The organism is Bradyrhizobium murdochi (assembly GCF_000472965.1).
Lineage (GTDB): Bacteria > Pseudomonadota > Alphaproteobacteria > Rhizobiales > Xanthobacteraceae > Bradyrhizobium > Bradyrhizobium murdochi.
This window is the reverse complement of record NZ_AXAU01000027.1, coordinates 24,850-39,488: the sequence shown is the minus strand read 5'-3', so window position 1 is coordinate 39,488 and position 14,639 is coordinate 24,850. Positions and strand designations below refer to the sequence as shown.

The following is a 14,639-nucleotide window of genomic DNA, read 5'->3' as shown; positions in this document are numbered from 1 at the left end:
AGCGGCCTTCGTCGAATACTTTAAGCCTAAACTATATTGCTGGCCAATAGCGATCTATCGCAGACCTGCCCGGCGAAGCTTGGAAGTGGTCTTGGAAGTTGAGCCTTGGAGGTGCGTATGCAGGCAGGTGATGGTGGCGCGACTGGGCAGCGGCGGGGTGGGTCGATCTGGCCGCAGGCGGCTGAGCGTTTTCCGCCGGCGGATCGAATTCTCTCGACCATTCTGACACGGCAAGCCGCGCGGTATCGTGACCGCACGCTGTTCGTCTTTGGCGAAACGCGATGGAGCTACGCCGAGACGGTTTCGATCGCCGCTGCGTCGGCCGCTCGCCTGATGCAGGCCGGAATTCGCGCCGGCGACCGCGTCGCGCTGATGTGCTCGAACCGGCCGGAATTTCTGGAAGTCTATCTCGGCTGCGCCTGGATGGGCGCCGTCACGGTGCCGACCAACACCGCACTGCGCGGTATCCAACTCAGCCATATCCTGCGCAACGCCACGCCGAAGCTGCTGGTGATCGAGTCGTGCTTTATGCCCGCCATCGATACGCTGGAAGAGGATGTGTCATCGGTGGAAATTGTCTGGACGATCGGACCTGCCACCGCAACTCCGATCGCGTCGGGATCGATCTCGCCGCTGCCTGCGCTCGGCGAAGGAGCGCCGCCCGCGCCAGTGCAGCCAGGCGACACGGTCGCGATCCTCTACACATCGGGTACCACAGGCCCTTCCAAGGGCGTTTGCTGCCCGCACGCGCAGATGTTCTGGTGGGGCGTCTACTCTGCACGCGCGCTCGACATTCGCGAAGGCGACGTCCTGTTCACGACGCTGCCGCTGTTCCATACCAACGCGCTGAACGCGTTCTATCAGGCGCTCCTCAACGGCTGCACCTACGTGATCGAGCCGAAATTTTCCGCCTCCGGTTTCTGGGCCGCGGCGCGCCGACATCAGGCAACGGTCGGTTATCTCCTCGGCGCGATGGCCGTGATGCTGCTGGCACAGCCCCCGTCAGCGAACGACACCGCGCATTTCGTGCGTGTAGCGCTCGGTGGCGGCGTGCCCGGCCAATTTCACGGCCCGTTCCTCGAGCGTTTTGGCGTGCCGCTGCTCGACGGTTACGGGTCGACCGAGACGAATTTCGTATTCGCGGGCACGATCCCGTCCGATCGCCCCGGCACCATGGGCTATCTCGTCGAAGGCGTGGATGCCTGTATCATCAACTCGGAGGACGAACCTCTCCCGGACGGCGAGGCCGGCGAGTTGTTGTTACGCGCGCGCGAGCCGCTCGTGTTTGCAACGGGATATTTCGCAATGCCGGACAAGACGGCCGAAGCCTGGCGGAATCAGTGGTTTCGCACCGGCGATCGTGTCGTGCGCGATGCGGACGGCCACTATCGCTTCGTCGACCGAATGAAAGATTCGATCCGCCGACGCGGCGAGAATGTTTCGTCCTGGGAGGTGGAGCAGGTGTTGCTGATGCATCCGGCGATCGCTGCCTGCGCGATCTATCCGCTGCCGTCCGACCTCGGCGAGGACGAGGTTGCGGCGGCCGTCCAGTTCGAACCCGGCCAGGCGCTTGATCCAGTCGAGATCATCAGCCATTGCGAGGGCAAGATGGCCCATTTCGCGATTCCGCGCTTTGTCCGGATCGTCACCGAGATGCCGTTGACCGAGAACGGCAAGATACGCAAGGTCGCGCTGCGCGAGGCCGGGAAGACTCTCGATATCTGGGACCGCGATGCCGCCGGATACAAATTGCGTCGTTAAGATCGGGAGCTGGCTTGGTCCGTACTTTGCACAAGGCGTCAGGAAACCGCTCCGGCAGCGCGGCGTTTACTGAAGGTGGCATCGGCTTGCGGCATAGACGTGACGCCCGATTTTGCCCAAGCTAACGCTTGCACCTATAATCCGGCGAAACCACCATTCCGTGAGGTCATGTGACTGCCCCCAATCCTGCTGCCGGCAAACCGGTCGATTCCGCCTCCCTCGTCAACGTACCGCGGTTGATAACGGCCTATTTTGCGTCCAAGCCGGATCCGTCCGATCCCACCCAGCGTGTTGCGTTCGGCACCTCGGGCCATCGCGGGACGTCGTTGAAGAACTCGTTCAATGAAAATCACATCCTGGCAACGACGCAGGCGATCTGCGATCACCGCCGCGAGACGGGACTGACCGGTCCGCTGTTCATCGGCATCGATACCCATGCGCTGGCCGAGCCGGCGCTGGCGAGCGCGGTAGAAGTGTTTGCCGCCAACGGCGTCAACATCATGATTGACGAGCGCGGCGGCTATACGCCGACGCCCGTCATCTCGCATGCAATCCTGAGCTACAACAAGGGGCGAACGAGCGGACTTGCCGACGGCGTCGTCATCTCGCCCTCGCACAATCCGCCAGAGGATGGCGGGTACAAATATAACCCGCCGCATGGCGGCCCGGCCGATACCGACGTAACGGCCAAGGTTGAGAAGGCTGCCAATGCCTACATCGAAGCCGACATGAACGGCGTTGCGCGGATGCCGTATGAGCGCGCCCGCAAGGCGCCATCGACGCATCTGCACGACTACATCCGTCCCTATGTCGCCGATCTCGGTAATGCCGTAGACATGGCGCTGATCAAATCATCCGGCGTGAAAATCGGGATCGATCCGCTGGGCGGCGCCGCCGTTCACTACTGGCAGCCGCTGATCGAGCACTACGGAATCAACGCAACAGTCGTGAACGACGCCGTCGACCCGACGTTTCGCTTCATGACGGCGGACTGGGATGGAAAGATCCGCATGGATTGTTCCTCGCCGTTCGCGATGGCAAGCCTGATCCAGATGCGCGACAGGTTCGACGTCGCCTTCGCCAACGACACCGATGCCGATCGGCACGGCATCGTGACCCGCACCGGCGGGCTGATGAATCCGAACCATTTTCTCGCGGCGGCGATCGCGTACCTGTTCGCGCATCGGCCGCAATGGGGCAGCAAGGCCGCGATCGGCAAGACCATCGTCTCCAGTTCGATCATCGACCGTGTCGCGAAAAAGCTGAACCGCAAGCTGGTCGAAACCCCGGTCGGCTTCAAATGGTTCGTCGAAGGCCTTGGCACCGGCAGCTTCGGATTCGCGGGCGAGGAAAGCGCCGGCGCATCGTTCCTCAAGCGCGATGGCTCGGTCTGGACGACCGACAAGGACGGCATGGTGATGGGGCTGCTCGCCGCCGAAATGCTCGGTCGCACCGGCCGCGATCCGAGCGAGCAGTTTGCCGCTCTGACCGCCGAACTCGGCGTGCCTTTCTATGAGCGGATCGATGTGCCGGCGACGCCCAAACAGAAGAGCGCGCTAAAGGCACTCGGGCCGGGGCAGCTCAACATGCACCAGCTTGCCGGTGAACCGGTCAGCGCGATTCGGACCCGGGCGCCGGGTAACGATCAATCGTTCGGTGGTATCAAGGTGGAGTCCGAGGCGGGATGGTTCGCTGCGCGACCATCGGGCACCGAAGACGTCTACAAGATCTATGCCGAGAGTTTTCGGGACCAGAATCACCTGAAGACGATTCAGCAGGACGCCCAGCGGGCCATCGCCAAGGCTTTCTGACTGCCGCGCCGTGAAACGGTGGGGAAATGTGTACGGATAAATGCCGAACCGCCGCCGAACGGCGGCAGAATATTGCATATTGCGCCCGGCTGCCCAAGACCGCACCAGTTCGGCACAGCCTGGAACCTGGCAACGGAATTCCAGGTCACCGTTGCGCGCTTGCGATCACGCTGAAATCACGAGAGCCCACGCAGTGTTAGGCTCGGGAGTTAGCTGCCAGAAAGCCGTACCGAACGGGCGGCCTGTGGGCTATCGCGAGGCACCGGGGGATGAAATGAGTGCGGAATCGGTTGTCTACTATCTGAATCGCGTGCCGGAGAGCGATCCGAACGACCAAACCGAATGGCTTGTAACGGCGTTGGGTCAGTATACCGGAGCGGAATTGCGCGAACTGCTCTATGTAGCGGAAGAACCTGGCTTCTTTGAGTTAATGCGCGGGCTGTTTGCGCTCTCGGATGAAAGCCGTGCCGCCCTGCAGCATTTCCTCGAAACCGGTCACCCGCCGGCCATGAAGGCGGTGATCGACCCGAAGGGCCGGTTGACTATTGAGCAAGTCACTGAGGAGAAGCGGATAAAATTGCTTCCCAGGATCGCGAATTAGCACCTGCGTCCCCCTGAGGTTGTGCTAGGGTCTCCCAGCTTGAATAGCCGGGGAGCCTGCCGATGGCGACGAGGAAGTCAGGCCCGCTCGATGCGATGGTGGGCGCCAGGATTCGCCTGTTTCGCGTCAACCGTGGCATCAGCCAAGCCATACTTGCGGAACGCATCGGCGTGACTTTTCAACAGGTGCAGAAATACGAGCGGGGCGCCACGCGGGTTGGTGCCAGCCGGTTGGCGCAAATCGCTTCGGTGCTCGACGTTTCGGTCGGTGAGTTGTTCGAATCTTCCCGGCCCGGATCTCCCGGCTTGAATTCACCGGTTCATTTGCTCGCCGAGCCGGGGGCGTTGCTTTGCGCGTTTTCAAGGCCTATGCGCGAATGACCAGCCCGCTCGTGCGGCGTTGCGTCGCCAAGCTGGTTGAAAGCATCGGCGATCGAACGGCGGGGCGACGGCCACGGTTGCGTGGCTGAATACTGTCGATCGCGGTGATCGGCGGAGGTTTCCCTCGCAGGGATAGCCTTCCATGGAAGACGGGCGGCAACCTCGTGCAGTCTCGTTTCTGCCGGTAGTCGCGGCTTCAGCCGGTCGCGCGAATCGCAAACCGCTCCGGCGGCCTGCTGCCGGGAATGAATTCGCCGATCCAGTCACGGCGCGTTGCTTCGATATGCCAGGACATCGCCTCAGCCGAATAGGGTGCCGGATCGGGAATGTCCTTGCGGATCTCCTTGCCGTCGAGCCAGCCGCAGCTATGCGAATAGCGCGTCTTGCAGACGAGATGGACATCGCCGTGATCTTGCAGCAGCACGTATCCGTCGGCCGGAAAAAACGTGCCGGCAAGCTCGATCGCAGCAGGCAACTGGCGCACCAGCAGGAATGTGCTGGTGGATTGCGTCTCCGATTCGGAAACCAGCACGCCGACCAGGCTGTGGATTGGCGCGATCGCCTGCGGTGCAACCAATGCGAGAGGCTCCGTGATCGGTCCGGCTGTCGCAATCGAAAGATATTCACCCTCCGGTCCCCAACGGCAGGCGATCAGCCACTCACGGCTGCGGCTACGAATCAAGGTCGGCTTGGCGTAATCCGATCGAGCAATATCTGCTGCCATGGCTATGACGAAGGCTTTCGCGAGCATAAGTTCCTCCAGGGCGAGGGCGGACTGGCCTCTCATCCGGAGTCTGCACGTCAAGTCGTGAGGTCACCGTGAGCGGTACCGAAAATTCGATGCAGGAATTGTTCGCGCGCGCTGCATCGTTGCTTCTTGGCAACGATGTGGACGCAGCCGGCGATCACGATGCCAGACTCATCCTTGAGGCGCTGGAATATGCTGAGGAATCCAGCGACGGGATTGATTCGCAGCTCGCGAATCGCGCTCATTTGCTGATCGCTGCTTCCCGATTTGCGCGCGTGTTCGAACTGGCCTCGCCCGATGCGCCCGGCCTGATCAGCTTTGGCGCGCAATTCGATCCAGCGCTTGCCGATCCCTTGCATGAGGAAAGCCCGAGAGTCGGCGTTTCCGGCGTTGGTCTGACGTTGCGGGAAGCGTTTCAGGGCTGCATCGGCGAGGGCATCGAGTACCTCTCTCAATTGCAGACCGGAACCGACCTGTTGCTCAAACCCGGCGTCGACGATTGCGCCGGAAAGCTCGGGCCGAAGGCGCTGGAGTTGGTCGCTGCCGTTTCGGAACGCCGCATGCAACCGGAGCGAGCGCTTTCCTGGTGTCGCGCAACGAGGCTGAACGACCGAGCCGAGGTGTTGCTTCCGGCGGACATCTGCCTGCGGCGGCCGCCAGCGCAACGCGAGTTTGCGCCACCGTTCCCGCTGAGCATCGGATCGGCCGCCGGTCCGTCGCGAGACGCCGCAGCGCTGCATGGCCTCTTGGAATTGATTGAGCGCGATGCAGCCGGCCTGTGGTGGCGAGGCGGTCAGTTGCCGCGATCGATTCCGCCGCAGCATGAAGCGGGCATCGCAGCGGAGGGCTTGTTGCGGCAGCTTCGGGATGGCGCAGCGGTGCTGCGCCGGACATGGCTGCTCGATATTACGACGGATATCGGCGTGCCCTGCGTCGCGGCGGTTTCCTGCCGGGCGGACGGTTCCGGTTTCGCCTTCGGCCTCGCTGCGCGGCCGTCCCCCGAGGCCGCGGTCCGCTCGGCGATTCTGGAAATGTGCCAACTCGAACTGGCCGACAGCGTGGTCGCAACCAAACGCAGCGAACGCGGCGATGACGCCCTCAACGCACAGGATCGCATCCATCTGCAGCGCGCAGCGATCAACGCCGACGAGTGCAAATTGCTGCAGCCGGTTGCAGAGTGCGCGGCCCATCTGCACCTTGCTGCAACTGAAGCGAGCGTCATATTTGGATTGATCGTACAGCGTTTGGAAAGGCTCGGAATCGAGACGTTCTGCCTCGAACTCACGCGCCAGCGTTTTGCCATTCCAGTGGTCCGCGTGATCGCCCCAGGCCTGCAACTCGAGCCATCCGAAATCGTCACGGCCAGGTTGCAGGATGCGATGGCGCGGAGTGGAGGCGGCGCAACCTATACCGGGGGCGTCCCTTTGATATAGAGTGGCGGGAATTAGCCAATCGGTTCCGGAAACCTCATGCCGGCCAGCGCCAACGCCATGACATCAGACAATGCCGCGGCGGCGCCCGAAAGCGCTCCGCGTCTGTCGGTATCGCTGGTCGGGCGGCTCGGCGTGCGGTTCAACGGCCGGCCGATCGAACTGCGAACCCGCAAGGCCGGCGCAGTTCTGAGCTACCTCGCTCTATCGGAGGCGAAGCAGGAAAGCCGTGAGCGGCTGGTCGGGCTGCTCTGGAGCCGATCGGATGAGGAAAAGGCGCGTGCCTCGCTGCGCCAGGTGGTTCGCGAACTGCGGTCCATGCTCGAGGAGGCCGGCTATGACGGCTTCATTGCGGAACGGCTGATGATTGGCCTCGACGTTGAACGCATAGAAGTCGATATCGAAAGCGTGATTCATCTTGCCGAAGGCGGACGCATTCATCCGCTGCTGCTCGATACGCCGCAGCTCGACGGCCGGCTGCTCGAAGGCATGGACGATCTCGACCCTTCGTTCCGGGTCTGGGTGCTGGCCAAGCGTCAGACCATCCACGAACGGCTGATGCGAAGCCTCGATGAGGGCCTGACCTCCGCCAGCGTGCCCGCCGACGCCAAGAAAAGGATCGCGGCGGCAATCGTCAATCTCGATCCGACCCACGAATTTGCCTGCCGTTATCTGATGCGGGCGCATGCGGAAGAGGGCGACACGGCCGGTGCGCTACGCATCTACAAGGCTCTATGGGATCTGCTCGATCGCGACTACGCCATGGAGCCGTCATCGGCCACCGAAGAACTCGTCGCCAACATCAAGCTTGGCATTCTGGAGCGCGCGCCCGCCGATCGAGCCGCTTCGGCAGCGAACGACGAATTCGCCATCAGGATGGTCAGGGGAACCACCCCGCAGCCGGTGATCCCGATCACGCCAGCGGTCAATCCGCCTGCGAAGACGCGCCTGGTGTTGCGGCCCTTTGCCATGCACGGGGTCGACGAGGATCACGCACATCTGGTGCAGGGATTCTCCCAGCATCTCGCCGCCTGCCTCGTGCGCTTCCGCGAATGGAGCGTCGTCGACCGTCCGCCGGCTGCCGTCGTGCTTCCCGCACCAGACGCAGCGCCACAATATTGCATCGAAACCACCGCCTACCAGGCGGGTGCCGAAATCAATATCGTGATGGTGCTACGGGATGACACCACCGGGATTTACGTCTGGAGCGAAAGCTTCCGGCTCGGCCTCGGCAACTGGTTCGAAACGCAGCAACGCATCATCCGCCGGATCGCGACCGCGCTGAATGTGCAGCTCTCGACCGAACGGCTGATGCGGCTCGCCGGCGAGCCCGACGTGTCGCTCGAACTGCACGACCGCTGGCTGCGCGGACAGAACCTGATGTCGAAATTCGACCCCGAGAGCTGGCGGCGGGCGGTCGCCATCTTCCGCGACGGGATTCGCGACAATCCGGGGTTCTCGCCCTGCTACAGCAGCCTCGTGCAGATGAACAACATCGAGCATCTGGTACATCCCGGAATTTTCCGCGATCTTGACAAGGCCAAGGCCACGCTCGAACTGGCGAAGACCGCCGTTCAACTCGATCCGGTCGACTCCCGGGCGCATCTTTGCTGCGGCTGGTCCTATGTGATGGCGTTTCGTGAGGCCGAGGCCGCGCCGCATATGGCGCTCGCCTGCGAGCTCAACGACAACGATCCATGGACGTTGCTGTCCAGCGCTCACTATCACGCCTTTTGCGGATCAATCGAGGAGGCGCGGGTCAGGGCCGATCAATCGCTGGCGCTCTCGCCCGCGCCTTCCTACCTTGAGTGGGCCTATCATTGCACCATCCGCTTTCTGTACGGCGACTATGCAGGTTCGATTGAAGCATGCGACCGCGCCAATGCCGTGGGGCGGACATTGCCCGCGTGGCGGACAGCCGCGCTGCTCTATCTCGGGGAGGTGGAGAGGGCGCGCGACGAGGCTCAGCGCTTTGTCAACGGTCTGCGCTCGTTCTGGGTCGGTCCGTCCGTTCCGACCGACGAGGCTGTCGTACGGTGGGTCATGCAAGCTCACCCGATTAGCGTGCGAGAGCGACGGGAAACCCTTCGCCGAGGACTGCGCGGCGCAGGGCTTCCCGTCGAGGATATCGCTCAGCCCTGATAGAGCGCGATGACTTCTCTTCGAAATTTCATTGCGCTCTATTTCTTTGATCCGAGCATGATCTCCGCGCAAACGCGTTCCGCATTTGTCGCGAGGGAAAACCGATATCCACATTGCGCGGACGCGGCCCTTCGAGTCCGGATCATTCTCTAGGCGCAGAAGCTGATCGTGTAGTCGCCGATACGCTCGGCATGCACCTTGAACTTGTCCGCTTCGGGGATCACGGGATCCATGCCGTTGAACAGCCGCTTGTAGAAGGGCGGAAGCGGGTAGGTTGCGCCCGGCTTGCTGAGTTTCTCCTCAGAATCAGCGATCGCCACGGCAGGCGGCAAGCGCACTACGATCGTGTCCAGATGCTGTTCGACGAACTGTACCTTCGTGTAGCGATCCGGCACGGTCATGAACACCTGCGCCTTAGCGAGTTGCTCCTTGAACTCCTCGACGGTGGTCGGGATCGGATATTCGTTGTCGTCGTCAAGATAGTTCTTGCCCGTCGACCAGGTCTTTACGAGGTTGCCCCAGCGCTCATGGTTGGTCACTTGCATTCTTTCGAGGGCCATAGTTTCTACTCCTCCGGGTTGCGCGAGACGGACAATTCCGCTCACAAAAATGCAGGCACGGCCTGCTGCAGCTCAGCAATTTCGGTGGTCAACTCCACCAACTGCGCCATGTTTGAGATCTCTGGAATGTCCTGAAGTACGTTCGTCAGGTAAAATTCGCGGGAAACGAGGTCCAGTTGATCGGCAAGCGAGCCGCCGAGGGCCGATCGCGGGTCGCTTGCGAGCGCGCCGAATATCACTTCCGATACGATGATCGAACCGAGCAATCCGAGTTGCAGGCCATCCGCCTGCTGCATCGCCTCGAACAGGATGAAGAACGGCAGCGGAGGATCATTCGAAAGGGTTTCGATGTCCTCATCCGTAAGTGAACCGTAAGCCTGCGCCGAGACGAACCATTCGCGAAGCTGATCGACGCGGTAGGCGCGGTCGGCAAGCAGGCGCGACATGGCGATGAAATGCGGCCGCCGGCTGCCGATCTCGGCGATCAAAGCGTCTACCGACCACATGCCGGCGAGGCTCGCGCCGAGCAGATCGCGATAGAGTAGGCCGACCCGTTCCGTCTCGTCGAACGCCGGAAAGATCTGGTCATTGCCGAGCCCATCGCTGAGATGTGGTCCGATGCGGCGGCTGAAATTCGGCGTCGAACCGTTGATCTCGAAAAAGCGCGACCATTGCACCATCCACGTCTCGTCGAGCGGCATGTTGGCCGGGTCATTTACCGAGCTCTTTTCGAGCGTGTTGTTGAGGTCGTGGAGGGAGAGGTCGTTGATCTGGTACTCGGGTCGCACCATGGCGTGGCCGAAGCGGAATGCGCCATGCGAAAACTCGAACGGAATTTCCCAATCTCCGATCGCAGGGCCGTCGGCTGATGCGAGACGGTCGATGAAGTGCGGGGCAGGCCCGCAGTAGCTTGCGTAGATCGTCGGATGAATCACCCGTCGCATCAGGTCGTTGCGGATGATGTTGTGATAGATGGCCGTCAATGCGCCGCGGGCGCACAGGAAGCGCTTGTAGGCGGCGCCGAACTGGCCGTTTGGCCCCGCATTGCCTTCGCGGCGGCGAATGATATCGACGAGCCCGTTGTGCAGCAGCGCAAACAACGCGGTAAGCTGGGACATCACGGCGTGATCGTCATTGCGTGGATCGGCAACCAGCGCTTCAGTGAGGGCAACGCGGACACCCTTGATACTGCGATCAATGCCCGTCACGTTCTCGGCTGGGGTTCGCGCGATGTCGCGGAACGGGCAGCCGGTGGCGGGCTCGTTTTCCTTCCAGCGCATTCGCCCGAGCCGCAGCTTGGTGCGACGGTCGTCGCTCGGCGCGTCGAGTGCATAGATGTGCGGAGATCCGACCGGGCCGCTGCCGTACAGCGTCTCCAGCCGAAGCGGGGTGCGGCGGGCGTTGGTCGTCCCTCTGCCGAGCCCTCCCGCAACCGAAAGCGGAATCGCCGAGTGAACCAGATCATGCGCAATGAACTGCAGCAGATAGGTGTAGCCCGAGGGGATGAAGGGATTTTCCCAGTATTCCGCCGATCGAGTCTGGTGTGGCGGCCATTTTATGGCGGCATCCATTCGCCGTGACAGGCGATGCATCAATCCACGAAGCTTTGCATGGTGTGACGGCACTTCGAGCGGATCGATACCGAAGACGCGGAAGCGCTGCGAAGGAGCCGGTGTGCCGAGGAAGTGGCGAAAGCCGGGAACTGCCGCTGGTGGAACAGGGCCGCGCGTATTGAGCTCGGAAGTCCGGAAAGAGGATGCGTCAGCGACCTTCTGCACAGCCATCGAGACTATTCTCGCGATTGGTCAAGGCTGCGAGAGTGTGGAGAAAGTCGTGAAATTATCGTGAGTTAAATCGTTAGAACCTGTGAACATCTGTGGACATCTTTTGGCCATGTGGTGCAGCGCGCATAGTGCGTGACGCGGCCTTTCGGGCCTGCTTTCCGGCAAGTGGTGCGACGGTATGATCCGGAACCTGAAGAAGCTTGTTGGCGCATGTGAAGCTCATCGAGACGGCATCCCTGGCGCGATATTTCGGCGCAATGCTCGCGATGATGATGTTGCTTCAGGCGCTGCGCAAGCCGAGCCGGCCGCCGCCGACGGCCGATCCGATCAACTGTTCAATCGAGCTGAAGTGTTGATATCGGAGTTGCGGCCCACGCGCGGTTGCCGCTCAACGCAGCCAACATCACGTTTGCGAAATGTTGTCTTGCACCGGTATTCCGGATAGCCATGGCGGACCGGACTCTCCTGCCAAAGGCATCTTCCTTCCATGGCTGATTTTCACGGCGTCTTTCCCTACCTGGTCTCGCCAGTCGATGGATCCGGTCAAATTCGCACCGAAGTGCTGAGCCGGCTCTGCGACGACCTCATCAAGGCAGGCGTGCATGGGCTGACTCCGTTGGGATCGACCGGCGAGTTCGCCTATCTCAACCAGGCGCAGCGTGCGAGCGTCGTGCAGACCGCGATCGAAGCCGCTGATGGCCGCGTGCCGGTGATCGCCGGTGTCGCCTCGACGTCGACGGCGGATGCGGTGGCGCAGGCGAAGGCGTATCAGAAGCTCGGCGCCGACGGGATTCTCGCGATCATGGAGGCTTACTTCCCGGTCGCCGACGCGCAGGTCGAATCCTATTTCCGCGCCATTGCCGACGCGGTCGACATTCCCGTCGTGATCTACACCAATCCGCAATTCCAGCGCTCCGATCTCACGCTCGACGTGATCGCGCGGCTCGCGACCCATCCGCGCATCGGCTACATCAAGGACGCCTCCACCAATACCGGCCGGCTGCTATCGATCATGAACCGCTGTGGGGAGGCGATCCGCGTGTTCTCCGCGTCCGCCCACATCCCAGCGGCGGTGATGCTGATCGGTGGAGTGGGCTGGATGGCCGGTCCTGCCTGCATCATCCCGCGGCAGAGCGTCGAGCTCTACAATCTCTGCAAGGCGTCGCGCTGGGATGAGGCGATGGCGTTGCAGCGCAAGCTGTGGCGCATCAACGAGGCTTTTGCGCGATTCAACCTGGCCGCCTGCATCAAGGCCGGGCTCGACATCCAGGGTTACGCGGTCGGCGATCCCATCCCGCCGCAGGTTGCGCTGACGGCCGAGCAGCGCAAGGTGGTCGAAGCGGCGCTGCGCGACCTCGGATGAACGCAGCTTGCGAGATTCCGTAGGGTGGGCAAAGGTGCGTAGCGCCGTGCCCACCATCGTGCTCAAGCAAAGACGGTGGGCACGCTTCGCTTTGCCCACCCTACAATTTCCGGCGTAGCTTAGATCGCCCGCAGCGCCTCCTTCGGCGTTTCGCGCATCAGCGCTTCGAGGTCGCTCTGCTCCAGGGTTTCCTTCGCCAGCAATTTTTTCGCTGCGCGATCCAGGATCGCACGGCGCGCCTTCAGGATGCCCTGCGCGCGGTCGAACACCCGGTCGACGATCGCGCGAACCTCCTCGTCGACTGCCGCAGCGGTTTCGTCGGCATAATCGCGATCGCGCGTGGGGAAGGGCCGATCGGCGCCGGCCAGGAAATTGCCGGGATCGCGCTCGTAGGCGACGCCGCCGAGCTTTTCGGACATGCCGTAGCGCGTCACCATGCTGCGGGCGATGTCGGTGACGCGGCGAAGATCGTCGGCGGCTCCGGTGGACAGGTGGTTGAACACGATCAACTCCGCCGCCCGGCCGCCGAGCAGCACCGCCATCTTGTTCTCCAGTTCCTCCTTGGTCATCAGGAAGCGATCTTCGATCGGGCGCTGGATGGTGTAGCCGAGCGCGCCGACGCCGCGCGGGATGATCGACACCTTGTGCACGGGATCGACGCCCGGCAGCGACAGCGCGATCAAGGCGTGACCCATCTCGTGATAGGCAACGATCTCGCGCTCCTTCGGATTGAGCAGCCGGTTTCGCTTCTCCAGCCCCGCGACCATGCGCTCGACCGCGTTGTTGAAATCGGTCATTGCGACGGCAGTGGCGCCGCGCCGTGTCGCCAGCAGCGCGGCTTCGTTGACCAGATTGGCAAGGTCGGCGCCGGTGAAACCGGGCGTCAGTGCAGCGACCGCCTCGGGATCAACGCCGGAGTCGAGTTGCACCTTCTTCATATGAACTTTAAGAATTTCGGTGCGGCCCTTCTTGTCGGGGCGGTCGACCAGCACCTGGCGGTCGAAGCGACCGGCGCGCAGAAGTGCCGGATCGAGAATTTCCGGCCGGTTGGTGGCGGCGAGGATAACGAGGCCGGAGCGCGAGTCAAAGCCGTCGAGTTCGACCAGAAGCTGATTGAGCGTTTGCTCCTTCTCGTCGTGGCCGCCCGCAAACGGCCCGATGCCGCGGGCGCGGCCGAGCGCATCGAGTTCGTCGATGAAGATGATGGCAGGCGCTTTCTGATGTGCCTGCTGAAACAGGTCGCGCACCCGCGCCGCGCCGACGCCGACGAACATCTCGACGAATTCCGAACCTGAAATCGAGAAGAACGGCACCCTGGCCTCGCCGGCCACCGCCTTGGCCAGCAGCGTCTTGCCGGTGCCGGGCGGACCGACCAGCAGCACGCCCTTGGGCATGCGCCCCCCGAGCCGTCCGTAGTCGGTCGGATTTTTCAGGAAGTCGACGACCTCGCGCAGCTCGTCCTTGGCTTCGTCGACACCGGCGACGTCGGAAAAATTCACGCCGGTATTGGACTCGACATAGATCTTTGCCTTGCTCTTGCCGATCGCCATCAGCCCGCCGCCAAGGCCGCCGCCTTCTGCAGCGCGTCTGGCGATGTACCACCACAGGCCGAAGAACAGGAGCACCGGCATGACCCAAGACAGCAAGTCACGCAGGAAAGTGCTCTCGATCTGGCCGGTGAATTTTACGTTATATTTCTCGAGCTCTTGTGCGGTCTCCTGATCGACGCGCGTGGTGACGAACTGCTTTTGTCCGCCGGATAGCGGCTCCTTCAGGGTGCCCTGCACGGTGCGGTCGGAGATGCCGACGGTCGCGACCTTTCCCTGCTTCAGCAATTGCTGATATTCGCTGTAGGGAATGATAGCGATCTGGCTCGCTGTGGAAACGAAATATTGGATGATCAAGACTGCAAAGATCGCGGCGATCGCATATCCGATATTGAAACGCGTCTTGTTGTTCATCTCGCAACTCCGGACGCCTTGTCGCAGGAAGCCGCATCGGGACCTTTGCCTGATGGCCATGCCAGGCGCCCGATCAGGACCGGCGGCGCAATGACGGA

11 protein-coding genes are annotated in these 14,639 nt (G+C 62.3%); 7 read left to right on the top strand and 4 right to left on the bottom strand.

Going from position 1 to position 14,639, the window contains the following annotated elements; genetic code table 11:
- Positions 1–117 precede the first annotated feature (117 nt).
- The 4 genes from YUO_RS0132970 to YUO_RS42445 all read left to right on the top strand — a co-directional run bounded on the left by YUO_RS0132970 (position 118) and on the right by YUO_RS42445 (position 4,553).
- Positions 118–1,761 (top strand): ATP-dependent acyl-CoA ligase, encoded by a 1,644-nt coding sequence (locus YUO_RS0132970; protein ID WP_051379757.1) that lies wholly within the window; start codon positions 118–120, stop codon positions 1,759–1,761.
- 170 nt (positions 1,762–1,931) lie between these two features.
- Entirely contained in the window at positions 1,932–3,572 is a 1,641-nt protein-coding gene (gene pgm, locus YUO_RS0132965) for a phosphoglucomutase (alpha-D-glucose-1,6-bisphosphate-dependent) (RefSeq protein WP_028351062.1), read from the top strand.
- 244 nt (positions 3,573–3,816) lie between these two features.
- Entirely contained in the window at positions 3,817–4,173 is a 357-nt protein-coding gene (locus YUO_RS0132960) for a hypothetical protein (RefSeq protein ID WP_156908872.1), read from the top strand.
- Between the two features lie 62 nt (positions 4,174–4,235).
- Positions 4,236–4,553 (top strand): helix-turn-helix domain-containing protein, encoded by a 318-nt coding sequence (locus YUO_RS42445; RefSeq protein WP_063830336.1) that lies wholly within the window; start codon positions 4,236–4,238, stop codon positions 4,551–4,553.
- Positions 4,554–4,749: 196 nt separating this feature from the next.
- Here the strand turns inward: YUO_RS42445 and YUO_RS0132950 are convergent, their stop codons facing one another.
- Positions 4,750–5,304 carry a hypothetical protein gene (locus tag YUO_RS0132950; RefSeq protein WP_028351060.1) on the bottom strand — a complete coding sequence of 185 codons (555 nt, stop codon included), beginning with the start codon at positions 5,302–5,304 and terminating at the stop codon, positions 4,750–4,752.
- An 89-nt stretch (positions 5,305–5,393) separates the two neighbouring features.
- Between YUO_RS0132950 and YUO_RS49090 the strand changes: the two genes are divergently transcribed.
- Together YUO_RS49090 and YUO_RS0132940 are read left to right on the top strand one after the other, a co-directional pair.
- Positions 5,394–6,734 (top strand): YcaO-like family protein, encoded by a 1,341-nt coding sequence (locus YUO_RS49090; protein WP_028351059.1) that lies wholly within the window; start codon positions 5,394–5,396, stop codon positions 6,732–6,734.
- A 36-nt stretch (positions 6,735–6,770) separates the two neighbouring features.
- Positions 6,771–8,873, top strand: coding sequence for a BTAD domain-containing putative transcriptional regulator (locus tag YUO_RS0132940; protein ID WP_028351058.1), 2,103 nt, complete (start codon positions 6,771–6,773; stop codon positions 8,871–8,873).
- Between the two features lie 149 nt (positions 8,874–9,022).
- Here the strand turns inward: YUO_RS0132940 and YUO_RS0132935 are convergent, their stop codons facing one another.
- Together YUO_RS0132935 and YUO_RS0132930 are read right to left on the bottom strand one after the other, a co-directional pair.
- Positions 9,023–9,433, bottom strand: coding sequence for a hypothetical protein (locus tag YUO_RS0132935; protein ID WP_028351057.1), 411 nt, complete (start codon positions 9,431–9,433; stop codon positions 9,023–9,025).
- 41 nt (positions 9,434–9,474) lie between these two features.
- Positions 9,475–11,217 carry a peroxidase family protein gene (locus tag YUO_RS0132930; protein ID WP_156908870.1) on the bottom strand — a complete coding sequence of 581 codons (1,743 nt, stop codon included), beginning with the start codon at positions 11,215–11,217 and terminating at the stop codon, positions 9,475–9,477.
- 487 nt (positions 11,218–11,704) lie between these two features.
- Between YUO_RS0132930 and YUO_RS0132920 the strand changes: the two genes are divergently transcribed.
- Entirely contained in the window at positions 11,705–12,580 is an 876-nt protein-coding gene (locus tag YUO_RS0132920; RefSeq protein ID WP_028351055.1) for a dihydrodipicolinate synthase family protein, read from the top strand.
- Between the two features lie 119 nt (positions 12,581–12,699).
- Here YUO_RS0132920 and ftsH read toward each other — a convergent pair whose 3' ends face one another.
- Positions 12,700–14,541: an ATP-dependent zinc metalloprotease FtsH gene (ftsH, locus tag YUO_RS0132915; protein ID WP_028351054.1), complete on the bottom strand. Its 1,842-nt coding sequence runs from the start codon at positions 14,539–14,541 to the stop codon at positions 12,700–12,702.
- Positions 14,542–14,639 lie beyond the last annotated feature (98 nt).